Here is a 14,543-nt window from a genome sequence, read left to right on the forward strand (position 1 = left end):
AAGAAAATCATTCAAGGCTTGACATGTTAATCCGTCAAACAAGCAATGCGCATGAAGATTTTCGTGCCTTAACGCGTGCGTTGGACGCCGAATTAAACGCGCGTTACGGAGCGATGCAAGCGGCATACGACCGCCATAACGTCATCGATCCGATCGAGACGGCGTTGGTCGGTTATGAAAGCTCAACGCCTATTGCCTGCGGATGTTTCAAAATCATCGATGCTCAAACGGTCGAGATCAAACGCATGTTCGTGATGCCGGCGTATCGAAGGCGCGGCTTTTCGTCGCGTATTTTAGCGGAACTTGAATCGTGGGCGTGTACGCTTGGGTATCAACGGGCGCGATTGGAAACGGGCAAATCCCAACCCGAGGCGATCGCCTTGTATCGCAAATGCGGTTACGAGGTCGTCGAAAACTTTCCACCTTACGTGGGCATGGACGACAGCGTGTGCATGCAAAAATCTCTAAGGAGCAACGATGGCTAAGTGTACCATAGACTCTCCCGTGGGGAGATTGATCGCCGAGGTCAACGACGACGCACTCTTAGCGTTGGATTTTGAGCAAGACGGCGAAGTTTACCGTGACGAACATCCGCTTTTAGACAAACTTAAGAGTGAGTTACGCGACTATTTCGAAGGAAAACGCAAATCCTTTAGCCTGCCTCTTGCACCCAAAGGAACGCCTTTTCAAAAAACGGTTTGGCAAACGTTGACGCGTATTCCTTATGGAGCGACGGTCTCTTACAGTACCGAAGCGTCCATGTTGGAACATCCCAAAGCCGTTCGAGCGGTGGCAAACGCCAACGGCAAAAACAAAATTGCGATTATTATTCCCTGCCACCGCGTGATTGCCAAGAACGGCGGTATCGGTGGATACAGCGGCGGACTTTGGCGTAAAGAGTATCTGCTTGCATTGGAGGCAAAGTATCGATGAAAGTTGTTTCGGTCATCGATTCGTTTAAAGGGTGTGCGAGTTCTTCGGAACTCTCTTCGTGGGTTCGCGAGGCGATTTTAGAGGTCTTTCCCGATGCAAGCGTGCATTCGTGTATGATCGCCGACGGCGGAGAGGGAATGATCGACGCTCTGCTTGCCAACGTTGAGGGTACACGCCTTACATGTCAGGTTCACGACCCTTTAATGCGTGAAATCGAAGCGCATTACGCCATTTTAAAAGACGGTACGACGGCCGTTATCGAGATGGCGCAAGCCGCAGGGTTGCCTTTGGTTCAAGCGTCGCAACGAAATCCTTTATTAACGACGACGTACGGCGTGGGTGAACTCATTCACGATGCGCTTGCACGAGGATGTAAAAAAGTGATTATCGGACTTGGCGGAAGTGCGACCAACGATGCAGGGATCGGCATGCTTCACGCCTTGGGTTTTCGTTTTCTCGACCGCGAAGGTCGCGTGCTTTTTCAAGGCGGAGAGGTTTTGGAAAAGATTCATACGATCGATCGAAGCGGTGCGCTTAAAGCATTGAAATCGTGCGAGTTTATTGCCGCGTGCGACGTGGAAAATCCAATGACAGGCGTTAACGGTAGCGCGCGTGTCTATGCGGCGCAAAAAGGGGCGGACGCTTTGATGATAGAACGTTTGGAATCGGGCATGCAACACTTCGCGCAATGTTTGGAGCGGGTGCTGGGGCACGACGTCGCGTCGCAAAAAGGTTCCGGAGCCGCCGGCGGTATCGGTGGAGGTTTGCGTGCTTTTTTAAATGCGCGTTTGGCGTCCGGAATCGACATTTTATTGGACGAGATGCGTTTTGACGCACTGATCGAAGATGCCGATCTTGTGATCAGCGGCGAAGGACGCATCGATGCGCAATCGTTGATGGGCAAAGTCCTCAGCGGCGTTGCCAAGCGGTGTCAAAAAGCGCATGTTCCGCTCATCGCTTTGGGCGGCGGTATCGACGACGCGTTGGAAGAACATGTCGGTATTGACGCGCTTTTTTCGATTATGCGCTACCCGATGTGTTTGGACGAGGCGATGGACAAAGCCAATGCGCAAAAGCTGACGCGCCAGAGCGTTAAAGAAATTTTTCGGCTGATTCAAGCCGTGCGACGAAAGTAGGATTATGAAATACCAAGAGTTGGTTTTACTGAACGATTTTTTACGCAACTATCGTAAGATCTCGTCCATTCATCGGGTAGACGATAGCGTGCTTCGCATCGTTTTCGAATCGGGAGAGCCTTTATTTATCGACCTGTCTCGGAATGATTCGTACCTGTTTTACAAAAGCGATTTTAAACAATCCAAACGCTATAGCGCGCCTTTTGACGTCTTGTTGAACAAGCGTTTTGCCAATGCGACGATCGAGAAGATTGCGGTTGAAAAAAATAATCGGATCTTACGCTTACATGTCAAAGCAAGTTCCAGCTACAAAGCACTTTTAACGACCTTGCAGTTGGAGTTTACGGGACGCAATACCAACGCGATTTTGTTGGACGAAAACGAAGTCGTGCTGGAAGCGTTACGGCACATCGACCCGAGCGTTTCGTTTCGAAGCGTTAAAGTGGGCGAAATTTTGGAGAAACTGCCGCCCAAAGAGATGAAAGAAAAGCCGTTTGTTTTGGAAGAGCCTTTTGAGGAGTATTTGAAACATGCGTATGAAAAAAGGTTACATGTCAAGCTTTTCGAGCTTAAAAATCAAAAAATCGCGCACTTACGCAAGAAAATCGAAACTTTAGTTACGGCGATCGAGGCATTGGAAAACGAAGAAGAGCTCTTAGCGCGAAGTACGCAGGCACAAACGCAAGCGTCGATTGTACTTGCCAATTTGCATGCGGTTAGGGCGTATCAAGAAAAAGTACGTTTGTACGATTTTGAGGGGAAGGAAGTTGACATCGAATTACCCTTGGCGCATTCGCCTCAGCACGCCGCCAATCTTTTGTTTAAAAAATCGAAAAAATTGCGGCAAAAAGCACTTTCGATCCATCGTCAGCGTGAAAATCTCGAGGAGAAAAAGCTCTTTTTGGAACGCATGGTCAGTGTCGTCGGTGCGGCGCGCGACGTAGAAGAGATCGGTATTTTGACGCCGAAAGTAACGAAAAGCAAACAAAAAGGGGACGATAAAAACTACGAGACGTTCTTTTTGGAAGGGTATCGCATTTTGCTCGGCAAAAACGAGAAAGGCAATATCGCGCTTTTGCAAGAGGCAAAAAAGAGCGATATTTGGTTACATGTCAAGGACGTTCCGTCCGCACATGTCATTATTTGTACCGAAAAACAGAGCGTTCCGGAGACGGTTTTGGTCTTTGCCGCAAAGGTGTGCGTTGATTTTAGTATGACGCAAAAGGGCGGTTATTTAGTCGATTATACCCCGCGCAAAAACGTTAAGCCGTATGATGGAGCAAATGTTGCTTATGAAACGTATCAGACCTTAAAGATTTACAAAGCATAAATTCCGGCTCGTAAGAGCCGTATTGGAGAAGAAGAGCGATTCACGTGCCGTAGCGGCTGAAACGGGGGCGTTTTAAAATGCCCGTTACACGCATTGGGAGGCGAACATGGCGGTAGGTCCCATCGGTAGTCTGATTTATGCAAATCAGATGATGCACATTCAAGCCTCGAAAGAGGCGGATTATAACAGCAGTGCGCAGATGCAGCAAACCTTGGCGGCGGCGATGCAAAACGAGAAAGAAGAGGTCGTTCAAGAAGTGCGCCCTGCCGAAGAGAGTTACAAGATCGACCCTGAAAACGAGCATGAGCGTCAAAAGAGCGACGAAGAGCAAGAAGAGCAGGCGCAACACCGCGAAGAACACGCCAAAGAGTCCAAAGAGGAAGAAGAGGTGCCGTTGCATCAAGGTCTTTTGGATGTCAAAGCTTAACTTCACGTCCGCTTTGCTATGATTCGTGAACATAAAATCGACATAAAGAGTACTTATGAACTTTAAAACGTTGTACGAAAGCAATAAAGAGCGCGTCGTCACGGGATTTGGCCTCTTGGCACTCGCCGCCGTGATCGCTTTTGTCAATAGCACGCTATTGACGTGGGCCATTTTAGGTGTCATGTATCTGTTTGCGTTTCATGAAGCGATGGCACTTTTTAACGTGAAAGACGTGAAGCTTTACGTTTATGCCGTCTTGTTGTGGCTTGCGGCGTTTTTCTACCCGAACCCAGACGATTTGGTGTACCTCTCTCTCGTGCTTTATCTAGCGGTAATGGCGTACCGTAAAGAGGTCGATTATAAACTCCTTGCGCCGTTTTTTTACCCTTCGATTTCGATGTTGTTTTTGTATACGCTCTACCATGATTTCGGCATGAGTGTTTTAATTTGGTTGGTGATTATCGTAGCGTTAACGGATACGGGAGCGTATTTTGTCGGTAAGAGTATCGGCAAGACGCCTTTTAGCGCAACTTCTCCGAACAAAACATGGGAAGGTTTTTTCGGCGGTGTAGGCAGTGCAACCGTAGCAGGAGCGTTGTACGGCACACTTTTCGTTCCGTTATGGCTCTCCTTGGCGATTGCGTTATTCAGCTCGGTTGCGGCCATCTTCGGCGATCTTTTCGAGAGTTACCTTAAGCGTGAAGCGGGTGTGAAAGACAGCGGTACGCTATTCCCCGGACACGGCGGAATGCTAGATCGTTTGGACGGTTATCTTTTCGGCGGCGTCGTGATGGTAATTTTGCTTCGAGGACTCGCATAAATGGTCATACTAGGCTCTACCGGCTCTATCGGCGTCAATGCGCTGATCATTGCGGAGCGTTTTAACGTTTACGTCGAAGCGTTGGTTGCCGGAAAAAATATCGCACTTTTGAACGAACAAATCGAAAAATTTCATCCCGAATACGTTGCTATCAGCGATCCGAAAGATCGCCCTTTCGTGAAACACGCGCACGTGTTTGTCGGCAAAGAAGGGATTTTGGAGCTCTTGGGCAAATGCAAAAGCCACATCGTTTTGAACGCGTTGGTCGGCTTTGTCGGTTTGGCTCCCAGTATCGAAGCGTTGCGTTTGGGTAAGCAACTCGCCCTTGCCAATAAAGAATCCTTGGTCGTAGCGGGGCACCTTTTGGATACCGCGCGTATTACGCCGATCGATAGCGAGCACTTCGGTTTATGGTATTTGCAGGGCAAACGTCCCGTAACGCGGATGATGATTACCGCAAGCGGCGGTGCGTTTCGCGATACGCCGTTGGAAGCTTTGCCTCACATGTCGTTTCAAGACGCGCTCAAACACCCCAATTGGAGTATGGGTGCGAAAATTACGATCGATAGTGCTAGTATGACCAATAAGCTCTTCGAACTGTTAGAAGCCCGTTGGCTTTTCGGATGCGAGCAACTTGACGCAATGATCGAACCTAGCTCGCTGATTCATGCTTTCGTGAGCTTTAAAGACGGCAGTACGACCGCACACTTGGCGCAAGCGGATATGAAACTTCCTATCGCGTTTGCGATGTTGGGCGAAATCAAAGAAGAGATACTCCCTCCGCTTGATTTGAGTACGCTTCAGGGCTTTTCGTTCCAAGCGATCGATCCGAGGCGTTATCCGATCTGGGAAATTAAAGAGGAAATTTTAGCCAATCCCACACGAGGCGTCGTGATTAACGCCGCCAACGAAGTGGGCATTACGAAATTTTATAACCGCGAAATTAACATCGTCGAGTTGGCGGAATTGAGTAAAAAAGCCTTTTTCCGTTTTAAAGAGGTTTCTCCGAGCAATTTACAAGAAGTTTTTGAAATTGATCGGGAAGTACGGGCTTTTTGTTTACGCTAAATTTCAAAAATCGTGTGTGAAAAAATCTATCGCAAAGAGGTGTGAATGCTAAGTCGTACCGACTATAACTTTCGGCTTAAAGACAGTATTATCGGGCTTCAGTTCTTATTTGTTGCCTTTGGGGCATTGGTGTTGGTGCCGATTCTCACGGGGCTTGATCCTAACGTGGCGTTGTTTACCGCGGGGCTTGGAACGCTTTTGTTTCAATTGACGACGCGTGAGCAAATTCCTCCGATCTTTCTTGCTTCGTCTTTCTCGTTTATTGCTCCGATTATCTACGGACTCAAAACGTGGGGCTTACCCGGAACGTTATGCGGTCTTGCGGCGGCGGGACTTTTCTATCTTTTTCTGAGTATTCTCGTTCGCTTAAAAGGAACGGAATTTTTACATAAAATTTTTCCGGCGGTCGTCGTCGGCCCCGTCATTATGACGATCGGCTTAATTCTCTCTCCGGTGGCGGTCAATATGGCGATGGGAAAAACGGGAGACGGAGCTATCGTTCTCGTGCCGCTCCATCAAGCGATGGCGGTTTCTTCTGCGGCATTGTTGGTGACGTTGCTGGTGGCACTTTTGGGCAAAGGCGTGCTTCGGTTATTGCCTATTTTATGCGGTATCGTTGCGGGGTATAGCGTTTCTTTGTTTTTAGGTATCGTCAATTTTGACGCGGTTGCCAAAGCTGCGTGGTTTGCGATTCCCCATTTCGTGTTTCCCGAATGGAACGCGGAAGCGATCATCTATATTTTACCGATAGCCATCGCTCCGGCGGTCGAACATGTCGGCGGTATTTTGACAATTAGCAACGTGACGAAGACGGATTATTTGAAAAAACCGGGTTTAAAAACGACGCTTTTAGGCGATGCGATCGCCACAAGCGCGGCTTCATTGCTCGGAGGACCGCCGAACACGACCTATTCGGAAGTGACGGGTGCCGTAACCATCACGAAAGCGTTTAATCCCGCGATTATGACGTGGGCGGCGATTTTTGCAATTATTTTGGCATTTGTCGGAAAACTCGGCGGACTTTTGGCGACGATCCCCGTTCCCGTTATGGGCGGTATTTTACTGTTGCTTTTCGGCATTATCGCTTCTATCGGTATCGGAACGATGGTCCGTGAAAAAGTCGATATGAATAACCCGCGCAATATGATTATCGTCTCGATGATCTTAGTCCTTGCCATCGGCGGCATGGTCGTCGATATGGGCGGCGTCGCGTTTAGCGGTATCGGTTTGGGTGCGATCGCGGGCATCGTACTCAACTTGGTTTTGCCGCAAGGGCATTATACGAACGAACACGAATAAATTAAAGGAAGAGGAATGGAGTTGATTGAAAAAATCGTATCGACGCTCTCAGGTATCGTCTGGGGTGCTCCGATGTTGGTCTTGCTCGTCGGAACGGGCATTTATTTGACGGTAATTTTAAAAGGCATGCAGTTTTGGGCATTACCGCATGCCATGAAGTTGATTTTCCACAAAGAACATGACGGCGAAGGCGAAATTAGCCATTTTGCGGCATTGATGACGGCACTTGCCGCCACGGTCGGTATCGGAAATATCGTAGGTGTTGCAACCGCGATTTCCCTTGGCGGACCGGGTGCGGTTTTTTGGATGTGGATGACGGGTCTTGTGGGTATGGCGACCAAATATTCCGAAGCGGTTTTAGCGGTAAAATACCGCCAAAAAGGGCATCACCACGGCTTTAAAGGCGGACCGATGTACTATTTGACCTACGGATTAAATATGCCCAAACTCGGTATGGCGTTTGCTATTTTTACGGCGTTGGCGGCATTCGGTATCGGTAATATGACGCAAGCCAATGCGGTTGCGACGATTTTGGAAACGCAAATGAGCGTTCCGACATGGGTCACGGGCGTCGTACTTTTAACGTTGACGGCGGTCGTTATTTTGGGCGGTATCAAATCCATCGGACGTTTTACGTCGTTTCTCGTTCCGTTTATGATTTTGGTGTACGTTGCGGTTTCGTTGGTGATTTTATGTATGAACCTCGATAAATTACCGCATGCGTTGAGTTTGATTTTTTACCATGCTTTTAATCCGATAGCCGCAGGCGGCGGATTTGTGGGTGCGACGATGGCGGCGGCAATTCGCTACGGCGTAGCGCGCGGCGTTTTTTCGAACGAATCGGGTTTGGGTTCTGCCCCGATTGCGGCGGCAGCGGCAAAAACGAACGATCCGGTACGCCAATCGCTGGTCAGTATGACGCAAACGTTTATCGATACGTTGGTGGTTTGTACGATGACGGCACTGATTATTTTGATTTCCCCGTTTTGGGAACAAGGCGTAAGTCCCGGCGTGATTACGATGCAAAGTTTTACGATGTATCTTGGTTCGTTCGGAACGATTGTCGTCGTTCTTTCGACGGCGTTGTTTGCGTATTCGACAATTTTGGGATGGAGTTATTACGGCGAAAAGGCGTTTGAGTACCTTTTGGGCGAACGCTTTATTCGTTTGTACCGCGTTTTGTTTATTGCAGGCGTTATGGTCGGTTCGATGATGAAGCTGGAGTTCGTGTGGAACTTCTCGGATTTAATGAACGGTATGATGGCGATTCCGAACTTGATTGCCCTTTTATTGCTTTCCAAAGTCATCTCGTCTGAAACCAATCGTTATTTTACGAGTAGAAAATAGGACGTTTTGAATGTTTCGCCTCTCCTTTGCCTTGGCCGCCGTTGCGGTTTTAACGTTGATCAACGTCTATACGTATCGGAGGTTTTTACGACGTTTAGAGCTTTTCGCGCGCTTGGGCAAAGGTATGATGTGGGGGACGATTGCGGTAACGCTTTGCGAAATTCTCTATTTCGCGGTGTTACGCCTCGATGCCCTCAATCCGCTTCTTTTCGGTCTTTTTTCGTCGCTCGTCGGCATTTCGTTTATGCTCTTTTGCGTGGCGATCGTGTACGATCTGGTGCATGTTCCGTATGCCAAAATTCCGCACGATTATTCCAGACGTCTTTTTCTCAAAACGGTGCTCGACGTAACGATGTTGCTTTTGGCGTTTTCGTATATGTTCAAAGGCTTTATCAACGGCTTTAAAGCACCCGTTTTGAACGAAAAAGAGGTTTTCATCGACGGATTGGGCGAGCCATTGAGTATCGTACAGTTAAGCGACGTGCATTTGGGCAAAAGCTTGGGCAAAGCGTTTTTGGACGATTTGGTCTTACGTATCAATTCGTTGGATGCGGATATTGTCGTTATTACGGGCGATTTGGTCGATATGCCCGTCTCCAAAATCGGCGATCAACTGGAGAGTTTACGAACGCTAAAGAGCCGTTTCGGGGTCTATTTCGTTCCGGGCAATCATGAGTATTTTTACGGGGTGCATACGATTATGGAGCGTTTGGAAGCTTTAGGCGTCACGGTGCTGAAAAACCGATCGGTTCTCATCGATGGGCGCATCAATCTGGTGGGCGTAACCGATATGATGGGAAAACGTTTTGATTTTTTACCGCCCGATTTACCGCAAGCTTTCTTACATGTTAGAAACGATTTGCCGACGGTTTTGCTCTCACATCAACCTAAAATCGTTCAAGACCTTACCGACGAAAAGGTCGACTTGATCATTAGCGGGCATACGCACGGCGGGCAGATTTTCCCGTTTGGGCTTTTGGTGCTTTTAGATCAGCCCTACTTAAGCGGTTTGTACCGCCATTCCGCCCGTACGCAGGTTTTCGTGAGTAACGGAGCGGGATATTGGGGCCCGCCGGTACGCGTGATGGCACCGAGCGAGATCGTTACATTAAGGTTAAAGGCAAAGGTATGAGATTTTTTTGGATCATCGCTTGCGTGGTTTTCTTTGCCGGATGCAGCGCGAAAGTCGAGGGCTTACATGTAGAGCCGCAAAACGTGGCACAATTAACGTCGGACTTACAAGCGTTGGGTGATAACGTCGAGTATAGCGAAGCGCGTCTTTTTGCTTATGAAGCGTTGTCGTATCCGCAAACTTTGGCGGAGCGTTACGGCTTAGTCTATCCTCCTACACTTCACAATCTTTTAATCAATACGGGACTGAAAGAGCGTGGACTTTGCTATCAATGGAGCGAAGATATGATGGCGCATCTGAAAGGCTTGCACCTTCAAAGTTTCGATTTACGTTGGGGTGTTGCGAATAAAGGCGAGTTAAACGAACATAATTCGGTGGTTGTCGTAGCCAAAGGCGGCACGTTTCAAACGGGTATTTTAATCGACCCTTGGCGACATTCGGGCGTGTTGTATTGGGCGAAAGTCTCGGACGATCCGGAATACCGATGGATTGAAAATCTCTCTCGTAGCAAATATTTCGGTACGGTTACGCAGTAAGGTTTTTTTTCAGAATAATACGAATCACGCTGGCACGTCCGACATGTTGCGTGCCTTCGTTGAGCATAACGATCTCTTGAGAGAGCTTGAGCACTTTGCACGGCAAGCGTTTAATCCAAGCGATAATCGCATTAATATCGTACAGTAACAGTGCGTTTTTCGGGCCCCCGCTGTTGAAGTGAATTTGACTTTCGCTGAAAAGTTCGGCAATAAAAATTCCCTCCGGAGCCAATGCGGCAACGGCTTTTTCAAAAAGCATCATCTGCTCGTTTTTTGCCAAATCCAAATAGGTGCAAACGACCGCATCGTAGATGGGCTCTGGCTGCCAATATTCTAAAAGGGTATGACGTGTTTTGATCGCGACATAGTGCTCTTTGGCGCGTTTTCGCAGTTTGGCAAGCGCGACGTCGGAAGCGTCAAGAGCTTCGACGTTTAAACCCAAATCGGCAAGGTAGACCGCATTGCGACCTTCGCCTTCTCCTAAACAGATGCACCGTTTAGCGTGCACTAAGAGGTCGACATGTTCTTTGATAAAAGCATTGGGCGTTTCACCGTAGATCATTTGGGGTGTTTGAAATTTTTCATTCCAAAATGCTTGCATCGACTTCCTTTTGTGACGTTAAAATTATTGTAACACAATTTAAATCAATGCAATCCTTTTTGAAGTACGTTATACTCAACTTCTCACAAAATGAGTTTTACAGAAAAAAAAGCACCGAAGGTGCGCGGGCACTCCGTCTTGGAGAACCCAGCGTTAGCATAGCTTTTAGAGCTTAGCTCTAAAGGCGTGTTAAAGATAAAAAAGCACCGAAGGGTGCGCGGGCACTCTGCCGAAGAGAACTCAGCGTTAGCGTAGCTTTTAGAGCTTAGCTTTAAAAGCGTGTTAAAGATCAAAAAGTACCGAAGGGTGCGCTGGCACTCTGCGTGAGAGAACCCAGTGTTAACGCAGTCTTTGGAGCTTTGCTCTAAAGGCGTGTCAAAGATAAAAACACCAAAGGAGTCACCATGAAATACCCTCTTTTTTTCGAAGCGATCGAGGGCATTTGCCTTTACGATGCCCTCTCCGAAGCGTTAGGAACGTTTGAAGACGGTATCGTTTCGTTCACGTATCTAGACGTCGTTAAAAATGCGGGACACAGTTGTCCGACGATCGCCGGTGCGTATCTTAGCGTGCGTGAAGGGCTGAAGGCGTTGTACGAAGGAACAATGCCCGAGAGAGGCAATATCGCCGTTTTTTTTCGCGACGCTCAAGAACACGGTACGACGGGCGTGGTCGCCAACGTTTTTTCGCTGATAAGCGGTGCAACCGATACGTGGGGATTTAAGGGCATCGGGACGCACTTTTCACGCACGAATCGCCTCTTTTTTCAAGCCAATATCGCGACGCCGATCCAAATCGAACGGCTCGATACGCATCAAAGCGTAGGTGTTACGTACGATCCTTCCTGCATTCAGGGCGATTTGCGTTTGCCGCCGCTTATGAACAAACTTGCGCAAGAGAGCTTGTCGTTTGAAGAAAAAACACTGTTTCAGACACTCTGGCAAGAAAGAGTTCGAAAAATTTTAGAAAATTTTGATAAAGTAATAACGCTAAACCTAGATTAACATTGTCGGAGAAGAGGTTGCTAAACCTTAGGAAACAAAATATTACGAAATGGATTGTTTTTTTACCCGCTTCCGCCATTTTCTTGACGTTCTTAATGATCGTAACGATCGTGGTTTCGACCGAACGTACCGAATATAAAAAAGCGTTGGAAGCGGCTCGAATCGATTATGTGAAACGCTCGAAACTGCAAGCCAAAGAGCGTATCGATAAAATCGTCGAGTACGTCAATGAAAACGAGAAAATTTTGATGAGCGAAGTGCAAGAAGATGTGAAAAATCTTGTGAACCTCGCCTATCAAATTAGCGAAGATACCTACCGAGAAAACACCCGCCTTCCTCGAGACGAGATTCTCGAAAAGATCAAAACCAAGCTCCGAAACACGCGTTTTTTCAATGACCTAAGCGGCTATTACGTCATCTTTGGTCTGGACGGTACCTGTGAAATGAACGGGATGGACCGTAGTTTGGAGGGAAAAAACTTTATCGATTTGCAAGACTCAAGCGGTCGCTACATTATGCGTGAAGGGTTGGCGCGCCTGAAAAAAGAGGAGGCGTTTGCAACGACGTACGAGTGGAAAAACTCGACGGACAAAGCACCTCGAAAAAAAAAATAGGCTATATTCGCAGTTACAAGCCTTTAAACATTTACATCGCCAGCGGAAGGTATGAAGACGAAGTTCGCGAGCGTATCAAAAAAGAGACGCAAAAATTTCTTTTAAGTACGCGTTACGGCGAATACGGCTATATTTTTGCCTACGACTATTACGGCAATACGATTTCGCACGGCGATCACGCTTTGATAGGGCAAAATCGACTGAACGTCACGACCAATAACCAGTACATTATCCGCGACATCGTGGAAGGCGGAAAGCGCAACCTTGAAGGGTTTTTTATGACTTACGAGGCTTCGTACCACCCTGATAACCAAGACAAACGTAAAATCTCTTTCGTGCGCTCCATTCCTCAGTTTGAATGGGTTGTGGGTACGGGCGTTTATCTGATGGAAGAGAACAATGCGCTCGTGCAGCAAGAAGAAGCGTTAAAGACGAAAATGCAATCGACGCTGGTTAACATGTTAGCGGTTTCTATCATCATTATGCTCTTGGTAATGGGCGTAATGTTTTTTATTTCGACCAAACTGCGTTCGGTTTTGGCGCGCTACGAAAACCATCTCTTGCTCAATAATAAGCAAATCAAAGAGCAAAAACAGGTTTTTGAAACGCTCTACCAAAAATCGGCGGACGGTATTTGGCTGCTCAAAGAGGGGATTTTCGTCGATTGTAACGAAGCGATCGTGAAGATGTTTAAAGCCAAAAACAAAGACGTGCTCGTGAACGTGACCTTAGCCGATCTCTCTCCTAAAGTTCAACCCGACGAGCAAAGTTCGTACGAAAAAGCGTTGTGGATGAACGAGTTGGCATTAAAAAACGGTACGCATAAATTTGAGTGGCAAGTACGCGATTGTGAAGGAAAACTTTTTTGGATCAGCGTTATGATGACGACGATTCATATGGATAAAGGCATCATTCAGCACTGTTCGGTTCGTGATATTACGATTCGAAAAGAGCTTGAAGAGGAGAATAAAAAACAAAAAAACCTTTTAATGCACCAAGTCGAACACGATACGCTCACGGGACTGCCCAATCGTAACTTATTGCAAGATCGTTTGACGCAAGCGATTAAAAAAGCGAGTCGCGACAACAAAGTCTTGGGCGTGATGTTCGTGGACATCGATAAATTTAAAAATATTAACGACTCTTTGGGGCACGACGCCGGCGATATGCTTTTGAAGATTATAGCGGCAAGAATGCGTCAGAACGTTCGCGACACCGATACCGTCGCACGCTTGAGCGGAGATGAGTTTATCGTACTTTTAGACGGTTGTAAGGACGTTAGCGATATTTTTGTCGCTATCAAAAAACTCGTTTATTCGTTCCAAGAACCTTTTATTTTCGGAAACGAAAGTTTTCAGATCACGACCAGTATCGGCGTCAGCGTCTATCCGCACGACGGCGAAGCGGCAAGCAAGCTTTTAAAAAATGCCGATATTGCGATGTACAAGGCCAAATCAAAAGGGCGTAACCGTTACGTCTTTTTCGATCAAGAGATGAACCAAGAGACCAACGAGCATTTGGAAATCGAAAAAAACTTGCGCAAAGCACTTGAACGCGAAGAATTCGTCATATATTACCAACCGCAGATCAACTTGCAAACGGAACGTATCGTCGGACTGGAAGCTTTGATTCGCTGGAATCATCCGACGCGCGGGCTAACGACACCGAATTATTTTATTCACGTCGCCGAAGAGAGCGAACTGATCGTCGAAATCGGCAATTGGGTCATCATCGAAGTCATGAAACAGATGAAATCGTGGTACGATCAAGGATTAAATCCGGGCAAAACGGCGATCAACATTGCCGGAAAACAACTCGAATCAAGCGAGCTGATTAGCTTTTTAATTCAAAGTCTGCGTCAAAGCGGCTGTCGCCCCGAATGGCTCGAAATGGAGATCGTCGAGCGTTTTATTATGAAAGATACGATCAAGTCGATTGCTTTATTGAAACGCTTTCGCGAATTGGGGCTTGATATCTCGATCGACGATTTCGGTACGGGGCACTCCTCTTTGGCGTATCTGAAACAATTGCCGATTACCAAGCTGAAAATCGATCAAAGTTTCGTACAAAGCCTTGAAGAGAGCAAAGAGGATCGCGCGATCGCCCGAACGATTATCGAGCTCGGACGCGGTTTGGGGCTCAAAGTCCTTGCCGAAGGCGTCGAGACGAAAGAGCAAAAAGAGTTTATCTACGCAAGCGGTTGCGAATTGATGCAAGGGTATCTTTTTAGTCGTCCCGTATGTGCGGAGGAGATTGAAACCATGCTCAAAAATCAAGGGCGTATGTTATAATCATA

The 14,543-nt window shown here is 47.4% G+C and carries 15 protein-coding genes; 14 read left to right on the forward strand and 1 reads right to left on the reverse strand.

The features are described 5' to 3' along the window. Window positions 1-23 precede the first annotated feature (23 nt). The 11 genes from UCH003_RS00360 to UCH003_RS00410 all read left to right on the forward strand — a co-directional run bounded on the left by UCH003_RS00360 (window position 24) and on the right by UCH003_RS00410 (window position 10,028). Window positions 24-485 (forward strand): GNAT family N-acetyltransferase, encoded by a 462-nt coding sequence (locus tag UCH003_RS00360; RefSeq protein WP_060824967.1) that lies wholly within the window; start codon window positions 24-26, stop codon window positions 483-485. After that, window positions 478-933, forward strand: a complete 456-nt coding sequence (locus UCH003_RS00365) for a methylated-DNA--[protein]-cysteine S-methyltransferase (RefSeq protein WP_039675581.1) — start codon at window positions 478-480, stop codon at window positions 931-933. Before UCH003_RS00360 ends, UCH003_RS00365 begins: the two co-directional genes overlap by 8 nt. Next, a complete protein-coding gene (locus tag UCH003_RS00370; RefSeq protein ID WP_060824968.1) occupies window positions 930-2,069 on the forward strand; it encodes a glycerate kinase family protein in 1,140 nt (379 codons plus the stop codon). The genes UCH003_RS00365 and UCH003_RS00370 overlap by 4 nt, the downstream gene beginning before the upstream one ends. Before the next feature lie 4 nt (window positions 2,070-2,073). Further along, complete coding sequence (locus UCH003_RS00375) at window positions 2,074-3,399, forward strand: NFACT RNA binding domain-containing protein (RefSeq protein WP_060824969.1); 1,326 nt, start codon at window positions 2,074-2,076, stop codon at window positions 3,397-3,399. Window positions 3,400-3,505: 106 nt separating this feature from the next. Then, window positions 3,506-3,826 (forward strand): hypothetical protein, encoded by a 321-nt coding sequence (locus tag UCH003_RS00380; RefSeq protein ID WP_039675586.1) that lies wholly within the window; start codon window positions 3,506-3,508, stop codon window positions 3,824-3,826. Between the two features lie 55 nt (window positions 3,827-3,881). Beyond that, window positions 3,882-4,646 (forward strand): phosphatidate cytidylyltransferase, encoded by a 765-nt coding sequence (locus tag UCH003_RS00385; RefSeq protein WP_039675588.1) that lies wholly within the window; start codon window positions 3,882-3,884, stop codon window positions 4,644-4,646. Beyond that, on the forward strand, window positions 4,647-5,714 hold the full coding sequence (gene dxr / locus UCH003_RS00390) for a 1-deoxy-D-xylulose-5-phosphate reductoisomerase (protein ID WP_060824970.1): 1,068 nt from the start codon (window positions 4,647-4,649) through the stop codon (window positions 5,712-5,714). Between the two features lie 45 nt (window positions 5,715-5,759). Further along, on the forward strand, window positions 5,760-7,013 hold the full coding sequence (locus tag UCH003_RS00395; protein WP_060824971.1) for a uracil-xanthine permease family protein: 1,254 nt from the start codon (window positions 5,760-5,762) through the stop codon (window positions 7,011-7,013). 15 nt (window positions 7,014-7,028) lie between these two features. Then, window positions 7,029-8,360, forward strand: coding sequence for an alanine/glycine:cation symporter family protein (locus tag UCH003_RS00400; protein WP_060824972.1), 1,332 nt, complete (start codon window positions 7,029-7,031; stop codon window positions 8,358-8,360). Between the two features lie 10 nt (window positions 8,361-8,370). After that, window positions 8,371-9,492 (forward strand): metallophosphoesterase, encoded by a 1,122-nt coding sequence (locus UCH003_RS00405; protein ID WP_060824973.1) that lies wholly within the window; start codon window positions 8,371-8,373, stop codon window positions 9,490-9,492. Next, window positions 9,489-10,028 carry a hypothetical protein gene (locus UCH003_RS00410; protein ID WP_060824974.1) on the forward strand — a complete coding sequence of 180 codons (540 nt, stop codon included), beginning with the start codon at window positions 9,489-9,491 and terminating at the stop codon, window positions 10,026-10,028. The genes UCH003_RS00405 and UCH003_RS00410 overlap by 4 nt, the downstream gene beginning before the upstream one ends. On the opposite strand, the gene UCH003_RS00415 is transcribed toward UCH003_RS00410, so the two are convergent. Beyond that, window positions 10,018-10,629: a class I SAM-dependent methyltransferase gene (locus tag UCH003_RS00415; RefSeq protein ID WP_060824975.1), complete on the reverse strand. Its 612-nt coding sequence runs from the start codon at window positions 10,627-10,629 to the stop codon at window positions 10,018-10,020. The genes UCH003_RS00410 and UCH003_RS00415 overlap by 11 nt on opposite strands. A gap of 404 nt (window positions 10,630-11,033) precedes the next feature. On the opposite strand from UCH003_RS00415, the gene UCH003_RS00420 reads away from it, so the two are divergent. Genes UCH003_RS00420 through UCH003_RS00430 form a run of 3 tightly spaced genes read left to right on the forward strand, consistent with a single transcriptional unit; the run spans window position 11,034 to window position 14,538 of the window. Beyond that, window positions 11,034-11,633 (forward strand): hypothetical protein, encoded by a 600-nt coding sequence (locus UCH003_RS00420; RefSeq protein WP_060824976.1) that lies wholly within the window; start codon window positions 11,034-11,036, stop codon window positions 11,631-11,633. Between the two features lie 17 nt (window positions 11,634-11,650). Next, window positions 11,651-12,247 carry a cache domain-containing protein gene (locus UCH003_RS13745; protein WP_060824977.1) on the forward strand — a complete coding sequence of 199 codons (597 nt, stop codon included), beginning with the start codon at window positions 11,651-11,653 and terminating at the stop codon, window positions 12,245-12,247. Beyond that, window positions 12,205-14,538 carry an EAL domain-containing protein gene (locus UCH003_RS00430; RefSeq protein ID WP_060824978.1) on the forward strand — a complete coding sequence of 778 codons (2,334 nt, stop codon included), beginning with the start codon at window positions 12,205-12,207 and terminating at the stop codon, window positions 14,536-14,538. The genes UCH003_RS13745 and UCH003_RS00430 overlap by 43 nt, the downstream gene beginning before the upstream one ends. The last annotated feature ends 5 nt before the right edge of the window (window positions 14,539-14,543 follow it).

The sequence above is a fragment of the Sulfurospirillum cavolei genome (assembly GCF_001548055.1).
Classification (GTDB): Bacteria; Campylobacterota; Campylobacteria; order Campylobacterales; family Sulfurospirillaceae; genus Sulfurospirillum.

What these genes read in the sequence shown, in the direction of transcription:
- UCH003_RS00360 (WP_060824967.1), top strand. Translation starts at nt 24, where the DNA reads ATGTTAATCCGTCAAACAAGCAATGCGCATGAAGATTTTCGTGCCTTA.
- UCH003_RS00365 (WP_039675581.1), top strand. Translation starts at nt 478, where the DNA reads ATGGCTAAGTGTACCATAGACTCTCCCGTGGGGAGATTGATCGCCGAG.
- UCH003_RS00370 (WP_060824968.1), top strand. Translation starts at nt 930, where the DNA reads ATGAAAGTTGTTTCGGTCATCGATTCGTTTAAAGGGTGTGCGAGTTCT.
- UCH003_RS00375 (WP_060824969.1), top strand. Translation starts at nt 2,074, where the DNA reads ATGAAATACCAAGAGTTGGTTTTACTGAACGATTTTTTACGCAACTAT.
- UCH003_RS00380 (WP_039675586.1), top strand. Translation starts at nt 3,506, where the DNA reads ATGGCGGTAGGTCCCATCGGTAGTCTGATTTATGCAAATCAGATGATG.
- UCH003_RS00385 (WP_039675588.1), top strand. Translation starts at nt 3,882, where the DNA reads ATGAACTTTAAAACGTTGTACGAAAGCAATAAAGAGCGCGTCGTCACG.
- dxr (WP_060824970.1), top strand. Translation starts at nt 4,647, where the DNA reads ATGGTCATACTAGGCTCTACCGGCTCTATCGGCGTCAATGCGCTGATC.
- UCH003_RS00395 (WP_060824971.1), top strand. Translation starts at nt 5,760, where the DNA reads ATGCTAAGTCGTACCGACTATAACTTTCGGCTTAAAGACAGTATTATC.
- UCH003_RS00400 (WP_060824972.1), top strand. Translation starts at nt 7,029, where the DNA reads ATGGAGTTGATTGAAAAAATCGTATCGACGCTCTCAGGTATCGTCTGG.
- UCH003_RS00405 (WP_060824973.1), top strand. Translation starts at nt 8,371, where the DNA reads ATGTTTCGCCTCTCCTTTGCCTTGGCCGCCGTTGCGGTTTTAACGTTG.
- UCH003_RS00410 (WP_060824974.1), top strand. Translation starts at nt 9,489, where the DNA reads ATGAGATTTTTTTGGATCATCGCTTGCGTGGTTTTCTTTGCCGGATGC.
- UCH003_RS00415 (WP_060824975.1), bottom strand. Translation starts at nt 10,629, where the DNA reads ATGCAAGCATTTTGGAATGAAAAATTTCAAACACCCCAAATGATCTAC.
- UCH003_RS00420 (WP_060824976.1), top strand. Translation starts at nt 11,034, where the DNA reads ATGAAATACCCTCTTTTTTTCGAAGCGATCGAGGGCATTTGCCTTTAC.